This window comes from Pseudomonas sp. ATCC PTA-122608 (assembly GCF_001952855.1).
In the GTDB taxonomy this organism is placed as follows: Bacteria; Pseudomonadota; Gammaproteobacteria; order Pseudomonadales; family Pseudomonadaceae; genus Aquipseudomonas.
Window position 1 is genome coordinate 1 of the sequence record NZ_LPNO01000013.1, and the last position, 17,025, is coordinate 17,025.

The following is a 17,025-nucleotide window of genomic DNA, read 5'->3' on the forward strand; positions in this document are numbered from 1 at the left end:
GCGCCGTCGAGGCGGTCCATGTTGGCTTCGGTGGCGTGGCCGGCGTTGGCGCCTTTGGCAACTACTTCGCCGTCTTCTTCTTTGTCGAATTCGTCCCAGCTCAGCATGACGTGTCGTCTCCTGCGTGAGGGCTCTAAGGTGCCCGTGTGAAACCGGATGGTGGGGTGTTCACACGGCCCAAAGGCCGCGGTGGATCTTAAGGAATCGTTTGTTGCAGCTAACGCACGCATTAAACGGAATCAGGGTTACGGGTGTTCTGCTTGAGGCTTGAGGGGCGGAGCAATGCTTAACTGGCTCCAGCGGGGGCCTCAGGTCTGGCTCTTCATCCCAGTGTAAAGGGATATTGCAGGCCCGATTTACCCGCGCATTATAGGGAAAAAATCGACTTTGTGTTGCGGCGGATGGTCTCGGATCGCAGACAAAAAGCCTGCTTTTCGAGCCAGAGCGCGGGTTTGTTGGGGTTGGCTGTAGGGACGAGCGGTAGGATTTTTTTCGGGGGGGGTGAAGCGGGGCGACGGCTAGGCCAGCGCTTTGCCGCAAGAACGATTTCTTGCGGCGAATAAGATCTGGGTTAATGGCAACTAATGAAGTTATTACCCGTTAGAACAACCATTACCCATGACTTGATAGTTCAGGATATGACGCTGACCTTGTGAATCTTCATATTCCATTTTTACCGGTACAACTTTGCATACATCCGGGATGTTACTCATGGACAGTACTTTGGCAACGTCCAAGTGAGTGCTGTAGCTGTAATCTTCAACGATCGGAGTGCTCTGGCTGGCTACGTCAGTCGGGGCTTCGTCGGCCAGGGCGGCGGTGGCGCACAAGCTGCTAAGGGCCATAACTAATAACGCTTTCATTTGACTATTTACCTTTTGGTGGTCGAAAGGGGTCACGGGGCCCTTGTGAGGCCACGTGTGTAACTTGATTGGGAAGTTCGGATTAACGTTGCCTTCGTGGGGGCTGTTACGTTGTTAATCACAGTGCCTTGATGGCGAGGTTGATTTTAGGCGTGTAGGTTTAATTCATATACCCGTGCTTTTGATAAACACTATTGGTGGTTTTTGTAACAATCCCGAAATGAAGGTTTTTTCAGAAACCTGCAAAGCGCCACAGGCCGCGGGCCAGAGCGCCGCCGGGGGATAGTTGGGCAATTTGTAGGGGCTTGTTACTACCATCGTCGAATGGTTCTATAGGCCCGGCCCGGCTACAACAGGGCCATACAACAACAACTATGTCACCGAGGTAAGAAAGATGAGTGCGGCTTCTCTGTACCCCGTTCGCCCCGAAGTAGCAGCCAATACGCTGACCGATGAGGCGACCTACAAGGCCATGTACCAGCAGTCGGTGGTCAACCCCGACGGTTTCTGGCGCGAGCAAGCCAAGCGCCTTGACTGGATCAAGCCTTTCACCACGGTGAAGCAGACCTCCTTCGACGATCACCATGTCGACATCAAGTGGTTTGCCGACGGCACCCTCAACGTTTCCTACAACTGCCTGGACCGTCATCTCGCCGAGCGTGGCGACCAGCCGGCAATCATCTGGGAAGGCGACGACCCTGCCGAAAGCCGCACCATCACCTACCGTGAGCTGCATGAAGAAGTCTGCAAGTTCGCCAACGCCCTGCGCGGCCAGGATGTGCACCGCGGCGACGTGGTGACTATCTATATGCCGATGATTCCCGAAGCCGCGGTCGCCATGCTGGCCTGTGCCCGGATCGGTGCGATTCACTCGGTGGTGTTTGGCGGGTTCTCGCCAGAGGCCCTGGCCGGTCGGATCATCGACTGCAAATCCAAGGTGGTGATCACCGCCGACGAAGGCATTCGTGCCGGTAAGAAAATTCCCCTGAAGGCCAACGTCGACGACGCCCTGACCAATCCGGAAACCAGCAGCATCCAGAAAGTCATCGTGTGCAAGCGCACCGGCGGCAACATCAAGTGGAACCAGCATCGCGACATCTGGTACGAAGACCTGATGAAAGTGGCGGGCACCGTGTGCGCGCCGAAAGAGATGGGCGCCGAAGAAGCGCTGTTCATCCTTTACACCTCCGGCTCCACCGGCAAGCCGAAGGGCGTGCAGCACACCACCGGCGGCTACCTGTTGTATGCAGCCCTGACCCACGAGCGCGTGTTCGACTACCGCCCGGGCGAAATCTACTGGTGCACCGCCGACGTCGGCTGGGTTACCGGCCACACCTATATCGTCTATGGCCCACTGGCCAACGGCGCAACCACGCTGATGTTCGAAGGCGTGCCGAACTATCCGGACATTACCCGGGTGGCGAAGATCGTCGACAAACACCAGGTCAATATCCTCTACACCGCACCGACCGCAATCCGCGCCATGATGGCTTCCGGCACCGCTGCCTGCGAAGGCGCCGATGGCAGCAGCTTGCGTCTGTTGGGGTCGGTGGGTGAGCCGATTAACCCGGAAGCGTGGGACTGGTACTACAAGAACGTCGGCCAATCCCGTTGCCCGATTGTGGACACCTGGTGGCAGACCGAGACCGGCGGCAACATGATGAGCCCGCTGCCGGGCGCCCATGCGCTGAAGCCGGGTTCGGCGGCACGCCCGTTCTTTGGCGTGGTACCGGCGCTGGTGGATAACCTGGGCAACCTGATTGAAGGCGTGGCCGAGGGTAACCTGGTGATTCTGGATTCGTGGCCGGGCCAGGCACGTACGCTGTATGGCGACCATGACCGGTTTGTAGACACCTACTTCAAGACCTTCCGTGGCATGTACTTCACCGGTGACGGTGCGCGTCGTGACGAGGATGGCTACTACTGGATCACCGGTCGGGTGGACGACGTGTTGAACGTGTCCGGCCACCGCATGGGCACCGCCGAGATTGAAAGCGCCATGGTTGCCCACCCGAAAGTTGCGGAAGCGGCCGTGGTGGGTGTGCCCCACGACATCAAGGGCCAGGGCATCTATGTGTATGTCACGCTGAAAAACGGCGAAGAGCCGAATGAAGCGTTGCGCCTGGAACTGAAAAACTGGGTGCGTAAAGAGATCGGGCCGATTGCTTCGCCGGATGTGATCCAGTGGGCGCCGGGCTTGCCGAAGACCCGTTCGGGGAAAATCATGCGTCGGATCCTGCGCAAGATTGCTACGGCTGAGTACGACGGGTTGGGGGATATCTCCACCCTGGCGGACCCGGGTGTGGTGGCGCAGTTGATTGAGACGCACAAGATCATGAACGTCGCATAAGGCGGGTTTGTGGGACGAAGCCCCATTCGGCGTAGGCCGGGTGGGGCTTTTTTGTGCGATCGGACAGGCGACCTATAACCCCCGTGGGAGCGGGCTTGCTCGCGAAGGCGGCGTGTCAGCCAGCACATCACCCACTGATACACCGCCTTCGCGAGCAAGCCCGCTCCCACATTTTGATTGCATTCCAAGGCTGGCCATTCGTTGGGGCGACTTACACAAGGCCAATAAATATCGGTTTTGCTCGTAGGAAGTTTCTGAATGTTACCGAGCCCGACAAATGTGTAACCCAATGCCCAAACATGAGGCAAAGTGCTACGTCCGTGCCCCGAAAACCCGCGTCTTAGACGCCCTGAAAAATTAGATCAAACGCTACACTTGCCGTGCTAGAAGGGTTTGCGAATAATAGGCCCGCAACTTGCAGCGTTAACAGGTTTAATATCTTTTGCCTCTGCATAAAATCCAGAGGCTGTCAATGTGCTGGAACCGCTTTCTCGGTGCTTCTGTAAATTGTTGTCGCATTGAGGAAATATCGGCTTCCGGCCTGTCGTTAGAATGCCGATCACTCGCTCGTCGTCGCCGATGTGGAACTGGCGCAGGACGCAGCACCGCTATTCGGTTTCACTCATTCGCATCGTGGGCCCTGGCTCATACTGCTGTTTTGCCCTATACCGATGGAGTCCCAAGATGAAGAAACTCGTGCTGTTGGGCGCCCTGGCGCTGTCCGTGCTGTCCATGCAGGCTTTCGCCGAAGGCAAGCCACTGAAGATTGGTATTGAAGCGGCTTACCCTCCGTTTGCCTCCAAGGCACCGGATGGCAGCATCGTCGGTTTTGACTACGACATCGGCAACGCCCTGTGCGAGCAGATGCAGGTCAAGTGCACGTGGGTCGAGCAGGAATTCGACGGCCTGATCCCGGCGCTGAAAGTGCGCAAGATCGACGCCATCCTGTCCTCGATGTCCATCACGGAAGACCGCAAGAAGTCCGTGGACTTCACCAACCGCTACTACCTGACCCCAGCTCGCCTGGTGTTGAAGGAAGGCACTGCCGTCAGCGACAGCCTGGATGAATTGAAAGGCAAGAAAATCGGCGTGCAGCGCGGTTCGATCCACGACCGTTTCGCCAAGGAAGTGCTGGCTCCCAAAGGCGCCACCATTGTTCCTTACAGCTCGCAGAACGAAATCTACCTGGACGTAGAAGCCGGTCGCCTTGATGGCACCGTGGCCGACGCCACCCTGTTGCAGGAAGGCTTCCTCGACACGCCAGCCGGTAAAGGCTACGCGTTCACCGGCCCGGCCTTCACCGACGCCAAGTACTTCGGCGACGGCATCGGCATCGCGGTACGTAAAGGCGACAAGGAAAACCTGGACCGCATCAACGCTGCAATCGCCGCGATCCGTGCCAACGGCAAGTACAAGGCAATCCAGGACAAGTACTTCAACTTCGACATTTACGGCCCAGAAGCCAAGTAAACCGTCGCAGCTGTCTGTCCAGAATGGCGCAAGCAACAGGGTCTCTGAAGTTTGCGCCATTTTTTCATCCCCCTTTTCGAGGACCTGAATCATGTTGAAAGGCTACGGGGCTGTCATCCTCGATGGCGCATGGTTGACGCTTCAGCTCGCCTTGTCGTCCATGGCCTTGGCCATTGTTCTGGGTCTGATCGGGGTCGCGTTGCGCCTCTCGCCGGTGCGCTGGTTGGCCTGGCTGGGCGATCTGTACTCCACGGTGATCCGCGGGATCCCCGACCTGGTGCTGATCCTGCTGATTTTCTACGGCGGTCAGGACCTGCTTAACCGCGTCGCGCCTCTGCTGGGCTACGACGACTATATTGACTTGAACCCCTTGGCCGCCGGTATCGGCACCCTGGGTTTCATCTTTGGCGCCTACCTTTCGGAAACCTTCCGTGGCGCCTTCATGGCCATTCCCAAGGGCCAGGCCGAAGCCGGCCTGGCTTATGGCATGAGCCCGTTCCAGGTGTTTTTCCGGGTGATGGTGCCGCAGATGATTCGGCTGGCGATCCCCGGGTTTACCAACAACTGGCTGGTACTGACCAAGGCCACCGCACTGATTTCGGTGGTGGGCCTGCAAGACATGATGTTCAAGGCCAAGCAGGCGGCAGACGCCACCCGCGAACCTTTTACCTTCTTCCTCGCAGTGGCGGCGATGTACCTGGTGATCACCAGCGTGTCGTTGCTGGCCCTGCGTCATCTTGAGAAGCGCTACTCGGTAGGCGTAAAGGCGGCTGATCTATGATCTTCGACTACAACGTCATCTGGGAGGCCATGCCGCTGTACCTCGGCGGCTTGCTGACCACCCTGAAACTGCTGGCCATTTCGCTGTTCTTCGGTTTGCTCGCGGCCTTGCCCCTGGGCCTGATGCGCGTGTCCAAGCAGCCGATCGTCAACGGCGTTGCCTGGCTCTACACCTACGTGATTCGCGGCACGCCGATGCTGGTGCAGCTGTTTTTGATCTACTACGGCCTGGCCCAGTTCGAAGCGGTGCGTGAAAGCTTCCTGTGGCCGCTGCTGTCCAGCGCGACCTTCTGTGCGTGCCTGGCGTTTGCCGTAAACACCAGCGCCTACACCGCCGAAATCATCGCCGGCAGCCTCAAGGCCACGCCCCATGGCGAGATCGAAGCGGCCAAGGCCATGGGCATGTCGCGCTACAAGCTGTATCGCCGGATCCTGCTGCCATCGGCCCTGCGCCGTGCGCTGCCGCAATACAGCAACGAAGTGATCATGATGCTCCAGACCACGAGCCTGGCTTCCATCGTCACCCTGATCGACATCACCGGTGCCGCGCGCACGGTGAACGCCCAGTACTACTTGCCGTTCGAAGCCTATATCACTGCGGGTGCGTTCTACCTGTGCCTGACCTTCATCCTGGTGCGCCTGTTCAAGTTGGCCGAAGGCCGCTGGCTGAGCTACCTGGCTCCACGGAAGCATTGATATGGAACGTATCGATCACCTGTTGCCCTGGGGTCACCTGGGCTGCGAACGCCAGCTGACGGTGTTCCGTTTCGGCAGCGGCGAGCGCAAGGCCTATATCCAGGCCAGCCTGCACGCCGATGAATTGCCCGGCATGCGGGCCGCCTGGGAGCTGAAAAAGCGCCTGGCCGAACTGGAACAGCAAGGCGCCCTCAATGGCGTGATCGAGCTGGTTCCCGTTGCCAATCCGATGGGCCTGGGGCAACTGCTGCAAGGCAGTCACCAGGGCCGTTTCGAGATCGGCAGCGGCAAGAATTTCAACCGCGACTTCGTTGAGTTGAGCGGGCCGGTTACCGAGTTGCTCAAAGACAAACTGGGCGATGATCCCCATGCCAACGTGCGCATGATTCGCCAGGCCATGACCGATGCGCTCAACGCCTTGCCGGCGCCGAGCAGCCAGTTGCAAGGCATGCAGCGGGTCTTGCTGAGCCATGCCTGCACCGCCGACGTCGTCCTCGATCTGCATTGCGATGCCGAGGCCGCGCTGCACATGTACGCGCTGCCGCAACACTGGCCGCAGTGGCGTTCGCTGTCGGCGCACCTGAATGTGAAGGTCGGCCTGCTGGCGGAAGATTCCGGCGGCAGCTCGTTTGACGAAGCCTGTTCGCTGCCGTGGTTGCGTCTGTCCCGGGCATTCCCCGAGGCGCAGATTCCCCTGGCGTGCCTGGCGACGACATTGGAGTTGGGCGGCCAGGCTGATACTGGCCGTGATGAGGCGATTTTCCACGCCGAAGGCATTCTGGCGTTCCTTGCCGAGCAAGGCCTGATCCGTGGTGAATGGCCCGCGCCGCAATACGAAGCCTGCGAAGGCCTGCCCTTCGAAGGCACCGAGTTGCTGTTCGCGCCCCACGCCGGTGTGATCAGCTACCTGCGTAAAGCCGGGGATGTGGTGGAAGCCGGCGACCCGATATTTGAAGTGATCGATCCCTTGTCCGACCGCGTGAGCATCGTTTGCGCGGGCACGTCTGGGGTGTTGTTTGCCGTTGAACGGCTACGTTATGCCCAAGCGGGTTTCTGGCTGGCCAAGGTGGCGGGGCGCGAAGCGCTGCGGCACGGGCGCTTGCTCAACGACTGACCAACTGTTTTTGTGAGAACCGACCGCATGTACAAACTTGAAGTCCAAGACCTGCATAAACGCTATGGCAGTCATGAAGTGCTCAAAGGTGTGTCCCTGGCCGCCGCGGCCGGTGATGTGATCAGCATCATCGGGTCCAGTGGCTCGGGCAAAAGTACCTTTTTGCGCTGCATCAACCTGCTGGAGCAACCGCACGCCGGCAAGATTCTGCTCAATAACGAAGAGCTGAAACTGGTGGCCAACAAGGACGGCGCCATGAAGGCCGCGGACCCGAAGCAGCTGCAACGCATGCGTTCGCGACTGTCGATGGTGTTCCAGCACTTCAACCTGTGGTCCCACATGACCGCGCTGGAAAACGTCATGGAAGCGCCGGTGCACGTCTTGGGCATGTCGAAAAAAGACGCCCGGGAAAAGGCCGAGCACTACCTGGCTAAAGTCGGTGTGGGCCATCGTAAGGATGCGTTCCCTGGCCACATGTCCGGCGGTGAACAGCAGCGCGTGGCAATTGCCCGGGCCCTGGCGATGGAGCCTGAGGTGATGCTGTTCGACGAACCCACCTCGGCTCTGGACCCGGAGCTGGTGGGCGAAGTGCTTAAGGTGATGCAGGACCTGGCCCAGGAAGGCCGGACCATGGTGGTGGTGACCCACGAAATGGGCTTTGCCCGTGAAGTCTCCAACCAGTTGGTGTTCCTGCACAAAGGCATCGTTGAAGAACGTGGCAACCCGCGCGAAGTGCTGGTTAACCCACAGTCGGAGCGTTTGCAGCAGTTTCTTTCCGGCAGCTTGAAGTAACTGATACCGCTGCACCCTGTAGGAGCGAGCTTGCTCGCGAAAAACTCGAGAGCGCCGCTGGGTGTCAGGTTACCAGCTTTATCGTTAACGAGCTTCGCGAGCAAGCTTGCTCCTACCGCAAAGCGGATCTACATCGTTTTTGAGACTTGTGTTCACTTCCGGGCTAGCATTGCCCATGCCTTTTTATTTGTTTTTCGCTTCGGATAGCACTCCATGACTGCCCATCGAATAGGTTTCCTGATTTGGCCCAGCACTAAAGCACTGACGCTTGCGCTGGCTGAGGAGGCCTTGCGCGTTGCTCAGCGGGTGCATCCGGACGTGGTGTACGAACTCTCGTTCCTGCAGGCCGAACCGCCGGTGGAGGGGGCCTGGCAACTGCCGGGTGAACCCTGGGCCGGCAAGCTGGAAGGCTTTCAAAAGTTGTTCCTGCTGGCGGATGAACCACCGACCGTTATCGCCTCCCAGCTCAGCACCGCCCTCAAGCAACTGGTGCGCGCCGGGTGTGTGATTGGCGGTCTGTCGGCCGGCGTGTATCCGCTGGCCCAACTCGGTTTGCTCGACGGCTATCGCGCCGCCGTGCACTGGCGCTGGCAGGACGATTTTGCCGAGCGTTTCCCCAAGGTCATCGCCACCAGCCATCTGTTCGACTGGGACCGTGACCGCCTGACCGCCTGCGGCGGCATGTCGGTACTCGACCTGCTGCTGGCGGTGCTGGCCCGTGACCACGGCGCCGAACTGGCCGGTGCCGTCTCGGAAGAACTGGTGGTGGAGCGCATCCGCGAAGGCGGCGAGCGTCAGCGCATCCCGCTGCAAAACCGCCTGGGCTCCAGCCATCCAAAGCTGACCCAGGCGGTGTTGCTGATGGAAGCCAACATCGAAGAGCCGCTGACCACCGACGAAATCGCCCAGCATGTGTGCGTGTCCCGACGACAGCTCGAGCGGATCTTCAAGCAATACCTCAATCGCGTCCCCAGCCAGTACTACCTGGAACTGCGCCTGAACAAGGCCCGCCAGATGCTCATGCAAACCAGCAAGTCGATCATCCAGATCGGCCTGTCCTGCGGCTTCTCCTCGGGCCCGCACTTCTCCAGCGCCTACCGCAACTTCTTCGGCGCCACCCCTCGTGAAGACCGCAACCAGCGGCGCAGCAGCAGCCCATTTGAATTGTCGTCGGTGCCGTCCGAGCGCGGCTAGGTATCAGTCCTCTGGTGTAACGTCCGCGCGGTGGCGCCGTGCATAGCGGCTCAGGGTGGCGAGGCTCGCCCTGGACAGTGGGTTGCCCTCCCACAGGATCGCGTTGAAGTTATCGATGGGTACTTCGAGGATGCTGTTATCGATATGCCGGATCGCGTTGTCCCTGAGGTCGGCGGCCACAATTTTCCTCAGTGAAAACAGTCCCTGCGGTACTCGGCTGATGCCGGTCGATTGCAAATCCAGAACCGCCAGTTGTTGCATGTTTTCCAGGCTCGGAGTGATGCCCAGCAGATTGTCGCTCAAGTCCAGATAGGTCAGTTGATGCAGGTCTGCTAATGCGTTGGCGGTCTCAATGCTCAGTTGGATATCGCAACGAGGCAGGATCAGTTCGTTCAGCCGAGGCAGCCGGAAGGCTTGTGCAGGGATGTTCTGCAAACGATAGCCATGGATGGAAAGGCTTCTGAGCTTGGGGAAACGGTCCAGAAAGTTGCCGAGGCCGGTGGTGGCCTGTTCCCCGTGCAGCGACAGCAGTGTCACATGGTCGAAGTTGGCGGTGACCGTGGGAAGGTCACCTATAAGCGTCGCACCGTAGTTCAGTTCGTGGGTGATGGTGAGGCCGTCGTCGGCGTCGTCCGTTGCAGTTTCGCGGCGCCAGCACGCTTCCATCAGCTCCTTGAACGCTTGGCGTTTGACTTGCTCATGGGCGCGCACCATGGGAATCAGTTCCATGTTCTGCGTCGGGTGGTGGGTGGGGACGTTGATTTGCCACTCTTGCAGATCCGCTTTCAGTTTTTCGTACTCGCTGCCCAAGCGCACCAGTGCCACTCGACCGGCTTCCAGATTGCCGGGCATGCCGAAGATATACAGATTGCATTCATGAGTGCTGAACGTGGGGTACAGCGCTTTAAGACGGTCGATATCGGCCCGGGGTGCGGTAGTTTCCCAGCGTTCCCCGGTGCGCTGGAAATGGCCTTTGATACGGTCAATGAGTGGGTCGGGGAAGGGGTTGCTTTCCAGGTCTATTCCGTCACTGATCGTATCCGGCAGTTCAAACAGCGCGTCGGGCAGCTCCGTGATGCGGTTGTTATTGAGGATCGCGCTCTCAAGCTCGGGGCGTGTGAGCAGGCCGGCCGGGACCTGGTCAATTTGGGTGGAGGACAGGTCCAGGTACCTGAGGTTGGGCATCGCTTCGACACTGGGTGTTCTGCCCAGCGGGTTGTTGAACATGTCGAGGGATTCCAGGCGCGACATCGATGACAACCTGGCCAGGCTCTGCTCAGTCAATTGGATGTCGCAGCTGTCGAGCACCAACTCGGTGAGATTGGGCATGGTTTCCAGGCCTTCGGGAAAAGCGCCCAGTGGCATGCTGCGCAATTCCAGGGTGTGCAGATTGCGAAAGCGTTGAATAAACCTTAGGGCTCCCGAGGTATTTTCAGTGCCCATCAGGCCGAGTGTCGAGACGTGGTCGAAGTTGGCCGTCAGGGTGGGCAGTTCGCCCAAGATCGGTTCCTCGTACACCAGGCTATAGCTGAGATGTTCGTCATTGTTGTTCAGGGTCGATTCGGTTTCCCGGCGCCAGCAGCGCCTGATTTGATCGGCGAGTTGTATGCGTTTTTCTCCTTCGTAGGCGTATTCGGCAGCGCCGAGGCGGGCTTGAGTTACGGGGTCAGTCGTGGGGATTTCGGCGCGCCAAATCTCCAGGTCCTGGAACAATCGAGCATATTCGAGTTGCAATAGCTGCAACTGGGGCAACGCGCCGCCGGGGAGGCCATTCAGGCGTTGGATCAGTGCGCGATTTTGCGCAGGGGTGTGGCCAGGGTACAGCGCTTCTGCGCGCTGGATGAGCGACAACGGTGCGCCTGGTGTCGGCATGGGGCCGGGCGGGAGGGCATAGCCGTCCATGCCTCCGGGCAATCTCGGGGTTTTACCGGCAGCGGGTGGCCGCACGGGCTGGCGTTCGAGAATGGGGCGCAGCCGGTTGCGGGGCAATGGCGTTGCGGCAATCGCCTGACGCAGTTGCGGTCCTTGGCGAATATGAAGGTTCAATACAGTGCGCTCGCTGTCGGGCAGCGCCTGTAGCACCGCATTGTAAAAGTCGGTCTTGCCTTGCAGATGCAGGCCCTCGTCGTCATAGACCTGGTATGCACCTTCCTCGTGTACCAGCACTTTGCGTTCTGCTGCGGCTGCCTGGCCGATGCTGTCGCGCAAGGTGCCCTCAAGCGTATGTTCACGTACTTCCAGGCGTACGGTGCCGGACCAGCCAGGCAGTTCCGGCAACGAGTGCAGGGCCAGGATGTGGGTGTCCAGGTTGGCGGGGGCTTTCAGGTACAAACCTTCATAAGCGCGGTTCAAGCGGGTTTCTTGGCGTGCCCAATTGGCCAACAGGTCCAGGCGCTTGGGGACTTTTCCGCTGCCCAGTTCTGCCCGCTCCAGGTCGCTGGCTTGCTCCAGTACTACGTCGGCAGCCGAGGCTGGAAGCCCGGGTCGACTGTCCATCAGTTGTTGCGCTGCCCCATGCACGGGTTGGTTCGCGCTTTTGTAGCGGGACTCGAACAGCTTGGATTTTTGCCTCTCGGCGGCCTGCGCGATTTTGTTCCTCAGCGCGCGTGTACGCACATCAATCCCGCGGGCCGGCAGGCCGAATTCTTCACTCAGCAGGGTTTTGATTTCGGACTCATCGAGTCCCAAAAGAACGGTTTTAAGCAGGTCGCCGCTGTTGAGTTGCACTTGGTTGATCCGCACCCGCGCAACGCCGTCGCGGGATGCGTACTGCCAAAGCGTCTGGCCGGTGCCATCCACTACCTGCAGGGCCTTGGTCTCAGGCCAGGTGCCGTTGTCACAGAGTAGTTGCAACTGAGTCAGGGGCGAGGCCTGGCGATAAACCGCAGGATCATCGCTGCTCATTTGCTCGATAAAGGTCGAAATGTCTTGCTCGATCTTGAAGCGCTTGAGGGTGTCCTCCAGCAGCAAGGGCATCGGTTCACGCTGGACATGCATCTGGCGAAGCACGTTTTCGGGGGTGTTGCTCACGCTGCGAATCTGCTCCAGCTCCTGGGCGCTGAAGGTTTTCGCACGATGCCCCAACCGGCGCAGCAGGGTGGCCCTGTCCCAATACAGCGGTTGATCCAGCTCGGTTTGCCAGACACCCGTGCCGTTGTGCCAGGTTTTGGGTTGATAGGCGTCGGGACGTTCCGGGTGCGCAAGCAAGAAGCCATCACGGTCGGGTGTTTTATTCAGCACGTAGGGGGTGTCGTCCAGGCTGATCACCGCCTGGTCCAGGTGTTGATGGATGCCTTGTGCGTTGGGGGTAGAACCTTCTGGTAAGGCGACTTTACGTGCATAGGGAGCGAGGTCAGGTTTCCAGTACAGGGTGTTGCCGTTGGGGACCTTGACCGGTTTGAAGCTATCGATAAAGGCGACCGTGCGTTGCGGCAGCAGTGCGCGAAACTCGCCCGCAGCAATCGCCCCGCCAGCGCCGAAGGTGCCCAACTGCACCAAGGCTTCGACCGTGCCCATCAGGTGCTCGAAAGCTTCGGTGGTTTGGCCCTCGGCCCAGTCGACGATGCCTTCGAAGGTTTCATCCAGCAGTTGATAGGCCATGTAGGCCAGCATGATTTCGCCCAGCACCGGCACGAACGGGGCAATCACCAGCGCGGCGATGTTGAGCAGCGACGTGGCAATTTGCTGGAATGAATCCCACAGGGCCCAGCGTGCTTTCTGGTCGACCTTGGCGGTGGAAACGGCGATGACTTGGGCGTCGTTGAGGATCTTGTTGAGCTTTTGCTGGTAGCGGTGGGTCAGCCAATCGCCGGGGATCGCCGGCGCGCCCAGTTGCAGGTTGGGGCGTTCCCTTGGGGTTTCGCGCCAGGTGGGTTGCGGGTCGGTGGGGTTGTGTGGGTGCCAGGTGATCTGCCCCAGGCGGTTGTTGAGGTTGGAGAAGAAAAAGCCACGGTCCTGGTGGGCGACGAACCGGCTGAAGAAGTGTTGATAGTTACTGTCGCGCAGTTGCCGGGTCAGTTCAGCGGTGAAAGCGGCGGTCGAGGTGTATTGCTTGATGGGGTGTTCCGGATCGTCCGGGACATAGGCCACCACGGGTACTGCGCCGTGCTCGCGCTCCAGGTCCGGGGCGAACAGCACGATCCCGGTCAGCCGGGCCGACATCATGTGCAGGTCATGGCAACGCACGGGCTTGCCCGAGATACGTGCTGGTCGACCATCCAGTAAACCTTGCAGCGCCTGGTACATGTCGTCCTCCAGGTCGCCGTTCATGTTTGCCAGTTGCAGCGCGACCTCCAGCGCCGCACGCTCGCTGGCCTTGACCTCGTGTTGCAGAACCGTTGCCACCAGGCGATTGGTAATGCCCAGGTTCTCTTCCAGATAGGTTTTGTACTGCGCACCGATATCCAGGGTTCTGCACAGTTGAGTGAACGCCGGGATCGACAGCTCGCGCTTGATCTCGGGCAAGGGCTGGAAATGGCCACGTGCATCGGGTTGGGTGGTGAATTCGCTGGCTGCTTCGAATGCATCAGGCTGGGTCTCGTCGGCCTCGAAGTTGTGCAGCGCGGCGTCCAGCAACGAGACAGTCCAGGTGCGCGCCGCGCCGCTCTTTACGGTAAACCAGGGAATGGTCGCTGGGATGTACAGGCGCAAAAACGTGGTGCGCACGTCCAGTGTCAGTCCGAACCGGGTTTTCAATGCATCGGCCAGCAAAGGGGCGGCGAAGGCCTGGGCGTCTTGCAGCTGCTCGAGGCGCTGGTCTACCCGGTTTTGTGCGGTCCAGTGGCTGGCGTTGCGCAGGCGCAATTGGCGGTGCTGCTCGCGGGTCGCGGTTTTGTGCCACGCCAATGCGCGAGGCGAGGTGCGTTTGAGCTGGGTGCGTCGCTCGGCTGAAGCGCCGGTCAGCCAGTCGGGTACGGCTTTGGCCAGCGGTTGATAATGACTGTCGGGGTGTTGTGCGAGGTGTTGCTCGTCGATTTCAGGCATGGCGCTGTTCCTGTGCGCGGATGAGATCAACAGCAGACCAAAACGGCAATCGGTGACGGCATTACATAGTTGTGCCTCACCAACCGCCCACAACCGGCCCGGGCGGTTTAAACTGCGCCATTGCGATGCTAATTGTCGCATTGGCGTAAACCCGCGAAAATCGCGGGTTGGCGCTATAAGAAGTTGTCGCTTGGCGGCAAGGCCGCGCTGAAAACTGTCCTTACAATCCCTGCATCGCCCGCCAGTTTCAGGCAGGCGTTCCTCTTCAGGAGACTCCGATGTCCGTTGAGCAAGCCCCGGTGCAACGTGCCGATTTCGACCAGGTCATGGTTCCCAACTACGCACCTGCCGCTTTCATCCCCGTGCGTGGCGCAGGTTCCCGCGTGTGGGACCAGGCGGGCCGAGAGCTGATCGACTTTGCCGGCGGCATCGCGGTCAACGTATTGGGTCACGCCCACCCGGCGCTGGTCGGTGCATTGACCGAACAGGCCAACAAGCTGTGGCACGTGTCCAACGTCTTCACCAATGAGCCGGCCCTGCGCCTGGCCCATAAGCTGATCGACGCCACGTTTGCCGAGCGTGTGTTCTTCTGCAACTCCGGCGCCGAAGCCAACGAGGCCGCCTTCAAGCTGGCCCGTCGCGTCGCCTTCGACCGCTTTGGCACCGAGAAATACGAAATCATCGCCGCGCTGAACAGCTTCCACGGCCGCACCCTGTTCACCGTGAACGTGGGTGGCCAGTCGAAGTATTCCGACGGCTTCGGTCCGAAAATCGTCGGCATCACCCACGTGCCGTATAACGACCTGGAAGCGCTGAAAGCCGCCGTCTCGGACAAAACCTGCGCCGTGGTGCTGGAGCCGATCCAGGGCGAAGGCGGTGTGCTGCCGGCAGAGCTTTCTTACCTGCAAGGCGCCCGCGACCTGTGCGACGCGAACAACGCGCTGCTGGTGTTCGACGAAGTGCAAACCGGCATGGGCCGCAGCGGCGAGCTGTTTGCCTATCAGCATTACGGCGTAGTACCGGACATCCTCACCAGCGCCAAGAGCCTGGGCGGCGGTTTCCCGATTGCCGCCATGCTGACCACGGAGGCCCTGGCCAAGCACCTGGTGGTCGGCACCCACGGCACCACCTACGGCGGCAACCCGCTGGCGTGCGCGGTGGCGGAAGCGGTGATCGACGTGATCAACACCCCGCAAGTGCTGGCTGGCGTTAATGCCAAGCACGACCTGTTCGTTTCTCGTCTGGAGAAGATTGGCCAGCAATACGGCATCTTCACCGAAGTGCGTGGCCTGGGCCTGTTGCTCGGTTGCGTGCTGAGCGATGCCTGGAAAGGCAAGGCCAAGGACATCTTCAACGCCGCTGAGCGCGAAGGCCTGATGATCCTGCAAGCCGGCCCGGATGTGGTGCGCTTCGCCCCGAGCCTGGTGGTGGAAGATGCCGATATCCAGGAAGGCCTGGACCGCTTCGAACGTGCTGTGAAAAAGCTGACGCAAGCCTGATAGACCGTTGGGTGCCCGACGAGTCGGGCGCCCAACACAAATTTTGTATGCCGGACTCTTTAGTTGAAGCTGTGAAGATCAAATGTGGGAGCGGGCTTGCTCGCGAATGCAGTGGCTCAGTCACCTGAAATGTTGAATGACACACCGCTTTCGCGAGCAAGCCCGCTCCCACACTTGACCTCACTGATTTCAAGATCGTGTCCGGCATTTTTTCCTGTGAGTTTTCGAGTTAAGGAGTGACACCATGCTGGTGATGCGCCCCGCGCAAATGGCTGATCTGGGCGAGGTACAGCGTCTGGCTGCGGACAGCCCGATTGGTGTCACCTCCTTGCCGGATGATGTCGAACGCCTGAGCGACAAGATCGCCGCGAGCGAAGCGTCCTTCGCCGCCGAGGTCAGCTTCAACGGCGAAGAAAGCTATTTCTTCGTCCTTGAAGACACCGACGCCGGCAAGCTGGCGGGCTGCTCGGCCATCGTCGCTTCGGCGGGCTACTCGGAACCGTTCTACAGCTTCCGTAACGAGACCTTCGTGCACGCTTCCCGCGAGCTGAAGATCCACAACAAGATCCACGTGCTCTCGCAGTGCCATGACCTGACCGGCAATAGCCTGCTGACCAGCTTCTACGTGGTGCCGGAGCTGGTGGGTTCGCCGTGGTCGGAACTCAACTCCCGGGGCCGCCTGCTGTTCGTGGCCGGCCACCCGGAGCGCTTTGCGGATTCGGTGGTTACCGAGATTGTGGGCTACAGCGACGAGAACGGTGATTCGCCGTTCTGGGACGCCATCGGGCGCAACTTCTTCGACCTCAACTACGCCGCCGCCGAGCGCCTGTGCGGGTTGAAGAGCCGGACCTTCCTGGCCGAACTGATGCCGCATTACCCGATCTACGTGCCGCTGTTGCCGGACGCTGCTCAGGAAGCCATGGGCCAGGTGCACCCACGGGCGCAGATCACCTTCGACATCCTGATGCGAGAAGGCTTCGAGACCGACCATTACATCGACATCTTCGACGGCGGCCCAACGCTGCACGCGCGGGTCTCGGGCATTCGCTCGATCGCCCAGAGCCGTGTGGTGCCGGTGAAGATTGGTGAGATGGCCAAGGGTGTCGGCCGCCAGTACCTGGTCAGCAACGGCCAATTGCAGGATTACCGCGCGGTGATGCTGGAACTGGACTATGCGCCGGGCAAGCCAGTGACCCTGGACCTGGAAACCGCCGAAGCCCTGGGCGTTGGCGAGGGTGCCAGCGTTCGACTGGTAGCGGTTTAAGAATGAGTTTCGCGGGTGGC

11 protein-coding genes are annotated in these 17,025 nt (G+C 60.0%); 9 read left to right on the forward strand and 2 right to left on the reverse strand.

Annotation, left to right across the window (positions count from 1 at the left end; genetic code table 11):
• Positions 1–593 precede the first annotated feature (593 nt).
• On the reverse strand, positions 594–863 hold the full coding sequence (locus AU074_RS12665) for a DUF2790 domain-containing protein (RefSeq protein WP_076015010.1): 270 nt from the start codon (positions 861–863) through the stop codon (positions 594–596).
• A gap of 394 nt (positions 864–1,257) precedes the next feature.
• Between AU074_RS12665 and acs the strand changes: the two genes are divergently transcribed.
• The 7 genes from acs to AU074_RS12700 all read left to right on the forward strand — a co-directional run bounded on the left by acs (position 1,258) and on the right by AU074_RS12700 (position 9,259).
• On the forward strand, positions 1,258–3,213 hold the full coding sequence (acs, locus tag AU074_RS12670) for an acetate--CoA ligase (RefSeq protein ID WP_076015011.1): 1,956 nt from the start codon (positions 1,258–1,260) through the stop codon (positions 3,211–3,213).
• 684 nt (positions 3,214–3,897) lie between these two features.
• On the forward strand, positions 3,898–4,683 hold the full coding sequence (locus AU074_RS12675) for an ABC transporter substrate-binding protein (protein ID WP_017475899.1): 786 nt from the start codon (positions 3,898–3,900) through the stop codon (positions 4,681–4,683).
• A 91-nt stretch (positions 4,684–4,774) separates the two neighbouring features.
• Positions 4,775–5,464 (forward strand): ABC transporter permease, encoded by a 690-nt coding sequence (locus tag AU074_RS12680; protein ID WP_076015012.1) that lies wholly within the window; start codon positions 4,775–4,777, stop codon positions 5,462–5,464.
• Complete coding sequence (locus AU074_RS12685; RefSeq protein WP_010165618.1) at positions 5,461–6,159, forward strand: ABC transporter permease; 699 nt, start codon at positions 5,461–5,463, stop codon at positions 6,157–6,159. The genes AU074_RS12680 and AU074_RS12685 overlap by 4 nt, the downstream gene beginning before the upstream one ends.
• A 1-nt stretch (position 6,160) precedes the next feature.
• Entirely contained in the window at positions 6,161–7,273 is a 1,113-nt protein-coding gene (locus AU074_RS12690) for a succinylglutamate desuccinylase/aspartoacylase family protein (protein WP_076015013.1), read from the forward strand.
• A gap of 27 nt (positions 7,274–7,300) precedes the next feature.
• Complete coding sequence (locus tag AU074_RS12695) at positions 7,301–8,065, forward strand: ABC transporter ATP-binding protein (RefSeq protein ID WP_003214336.1); 765 nt, start codon at positions 7,301–7,303, stop codon at positions 8,063–8,065.
• A 213-nt stretch (positions 8,066–8,278) separates the two neighbouring features.
• The gene (locus AU074_RS12700) at positions 8,279–9,259 is read left to right on the forward strand and encodes a GlxA family transcriptional regulator (protein WP_076015014.1); all 981 of its coding nucleotides are present in this window, start codon (positions 8,279–8,281) and stop codon (positions 9,257–9,259) included.
• A gap of 3 nt (positions 9,260–9,262) precedes the next feature.
• Here the strand turns inward: AU074_RS12700 and AU074_RS12705 are convergent, their stop codons facing one another.
• On the reverse strand, positions 9,263–14,242 hold the full coding sequence (locus AU074_RS12705) for a leucine-rich repeat domain-containing protein (RefSeq protein ID WP_076015015.1): 4,980 nt from the start codon (positions 14,240–14,242) through the stop codon (positions 9,263–9,265).
• Positions 14,243–14,520: 278 nt separating this feature from the next.
• Between AU074_RS12705 and AU074_RS12710 the strand changes: the two genes are divergently transcribed.
• Entirely contained in the window at positions 14,521–15,741 is a 1,221-nt protein-coding gene (locus AU074_RS12710) for an aspartate aminotransferase family protein (RefSeq protein WP_076015016.1), read from the forward strand.
• 244 nt (positions 15,742–15,985) lie between these two features.
• Entirely contained in the window at positions 15,986–17,005 is a 1,020-nt protein-coding gene (gene aruF, locus AU074_RS12715; protein WP_076015017.1) for an arginine/ornithine succinyltransferase subunit alpha, read from the forward strand.
• The last annotated feature ends 20 nt before the right edge of the window (positions 17,006–17,025 follow it).

Bases quoted from the DNA above. Each gene is read 5' to 3' on its own strand.
- AU074_RS12665 (WP_076015010.1), bottom strand. From the start codon at position 863: ATGAAAGCGTTATTAGTTATGGCCCTTAGCAGCTTGTGCGCCACCGCC.
- acs (WP_076015011.1), top strand. From the start codon at position 1,258: ATGAGTGCGGCTTCTCTGTACCCCGTTCGCCCCGAAGTAGCAGCCAAT.
- AU074_RS12675 (WP_017475899.1), top strand. From the start codon at position 3,898: ATGAAGAAACTCGTGCTGTTGGGCGCCCTGGCGCTGTCCGTGCTGTCC.
- AU074_RS12680 (WP_076015012.1), top strand. From the start codon at position 4,775: ATGTTGAAAGGCTACGGGGCTGTCATCCTCGATGGCGCATGGTTGACG.
- AU074_RS12685 (WP_010165618.1), top strand. From the start codon at position 5,461: ATGATCTTCGACTACAACGTCATCTGGGAGGCCATGCCGCTGTACCTC.
- AU074_RS12690 (WP_076015013.1), top strand. From the start codon at position 6,161: ATGGAACGTATCGATCACCTGTTGCCCTGGGGTCACCTGGGCTGCGAA.
- AU074_RS12695 (WP_003214336.1), top strand. From the start codon at position 7,301: ATGTACAAACTTGAAGTCCAAGACCTGCATAAACGCTATGGCAGTCAT.
- AU074_RS12700 (WP_076015014.1), top strand. From the start codon at position 8,279: ATGACTGCCCATCGAATAGGTTTCCTGATTTGGCCCAGCACTAAAGCA.
- AU074_RS12705 (WP_076015015.1), bottom strand. From the start codon at position 14,242: ATGCCTGAAATCGACGAGCAACACCTCGCACAACACCCCGACAGTCAT.
- AU074_RS12710 (WP_076015016.1), top strand. From the start codon at position 14,521: ATGTCCGTTGAGCAAGCCCCGGTGCAACGTGCCGATTTCGACCAGGTC.
- aruF (WP_076015017.1), top strand. From the start codon at position 15,986: ATGCTGGTGATGCGCCCCGCGCAAATGGCTGATCTGGGCGAGGTACAG.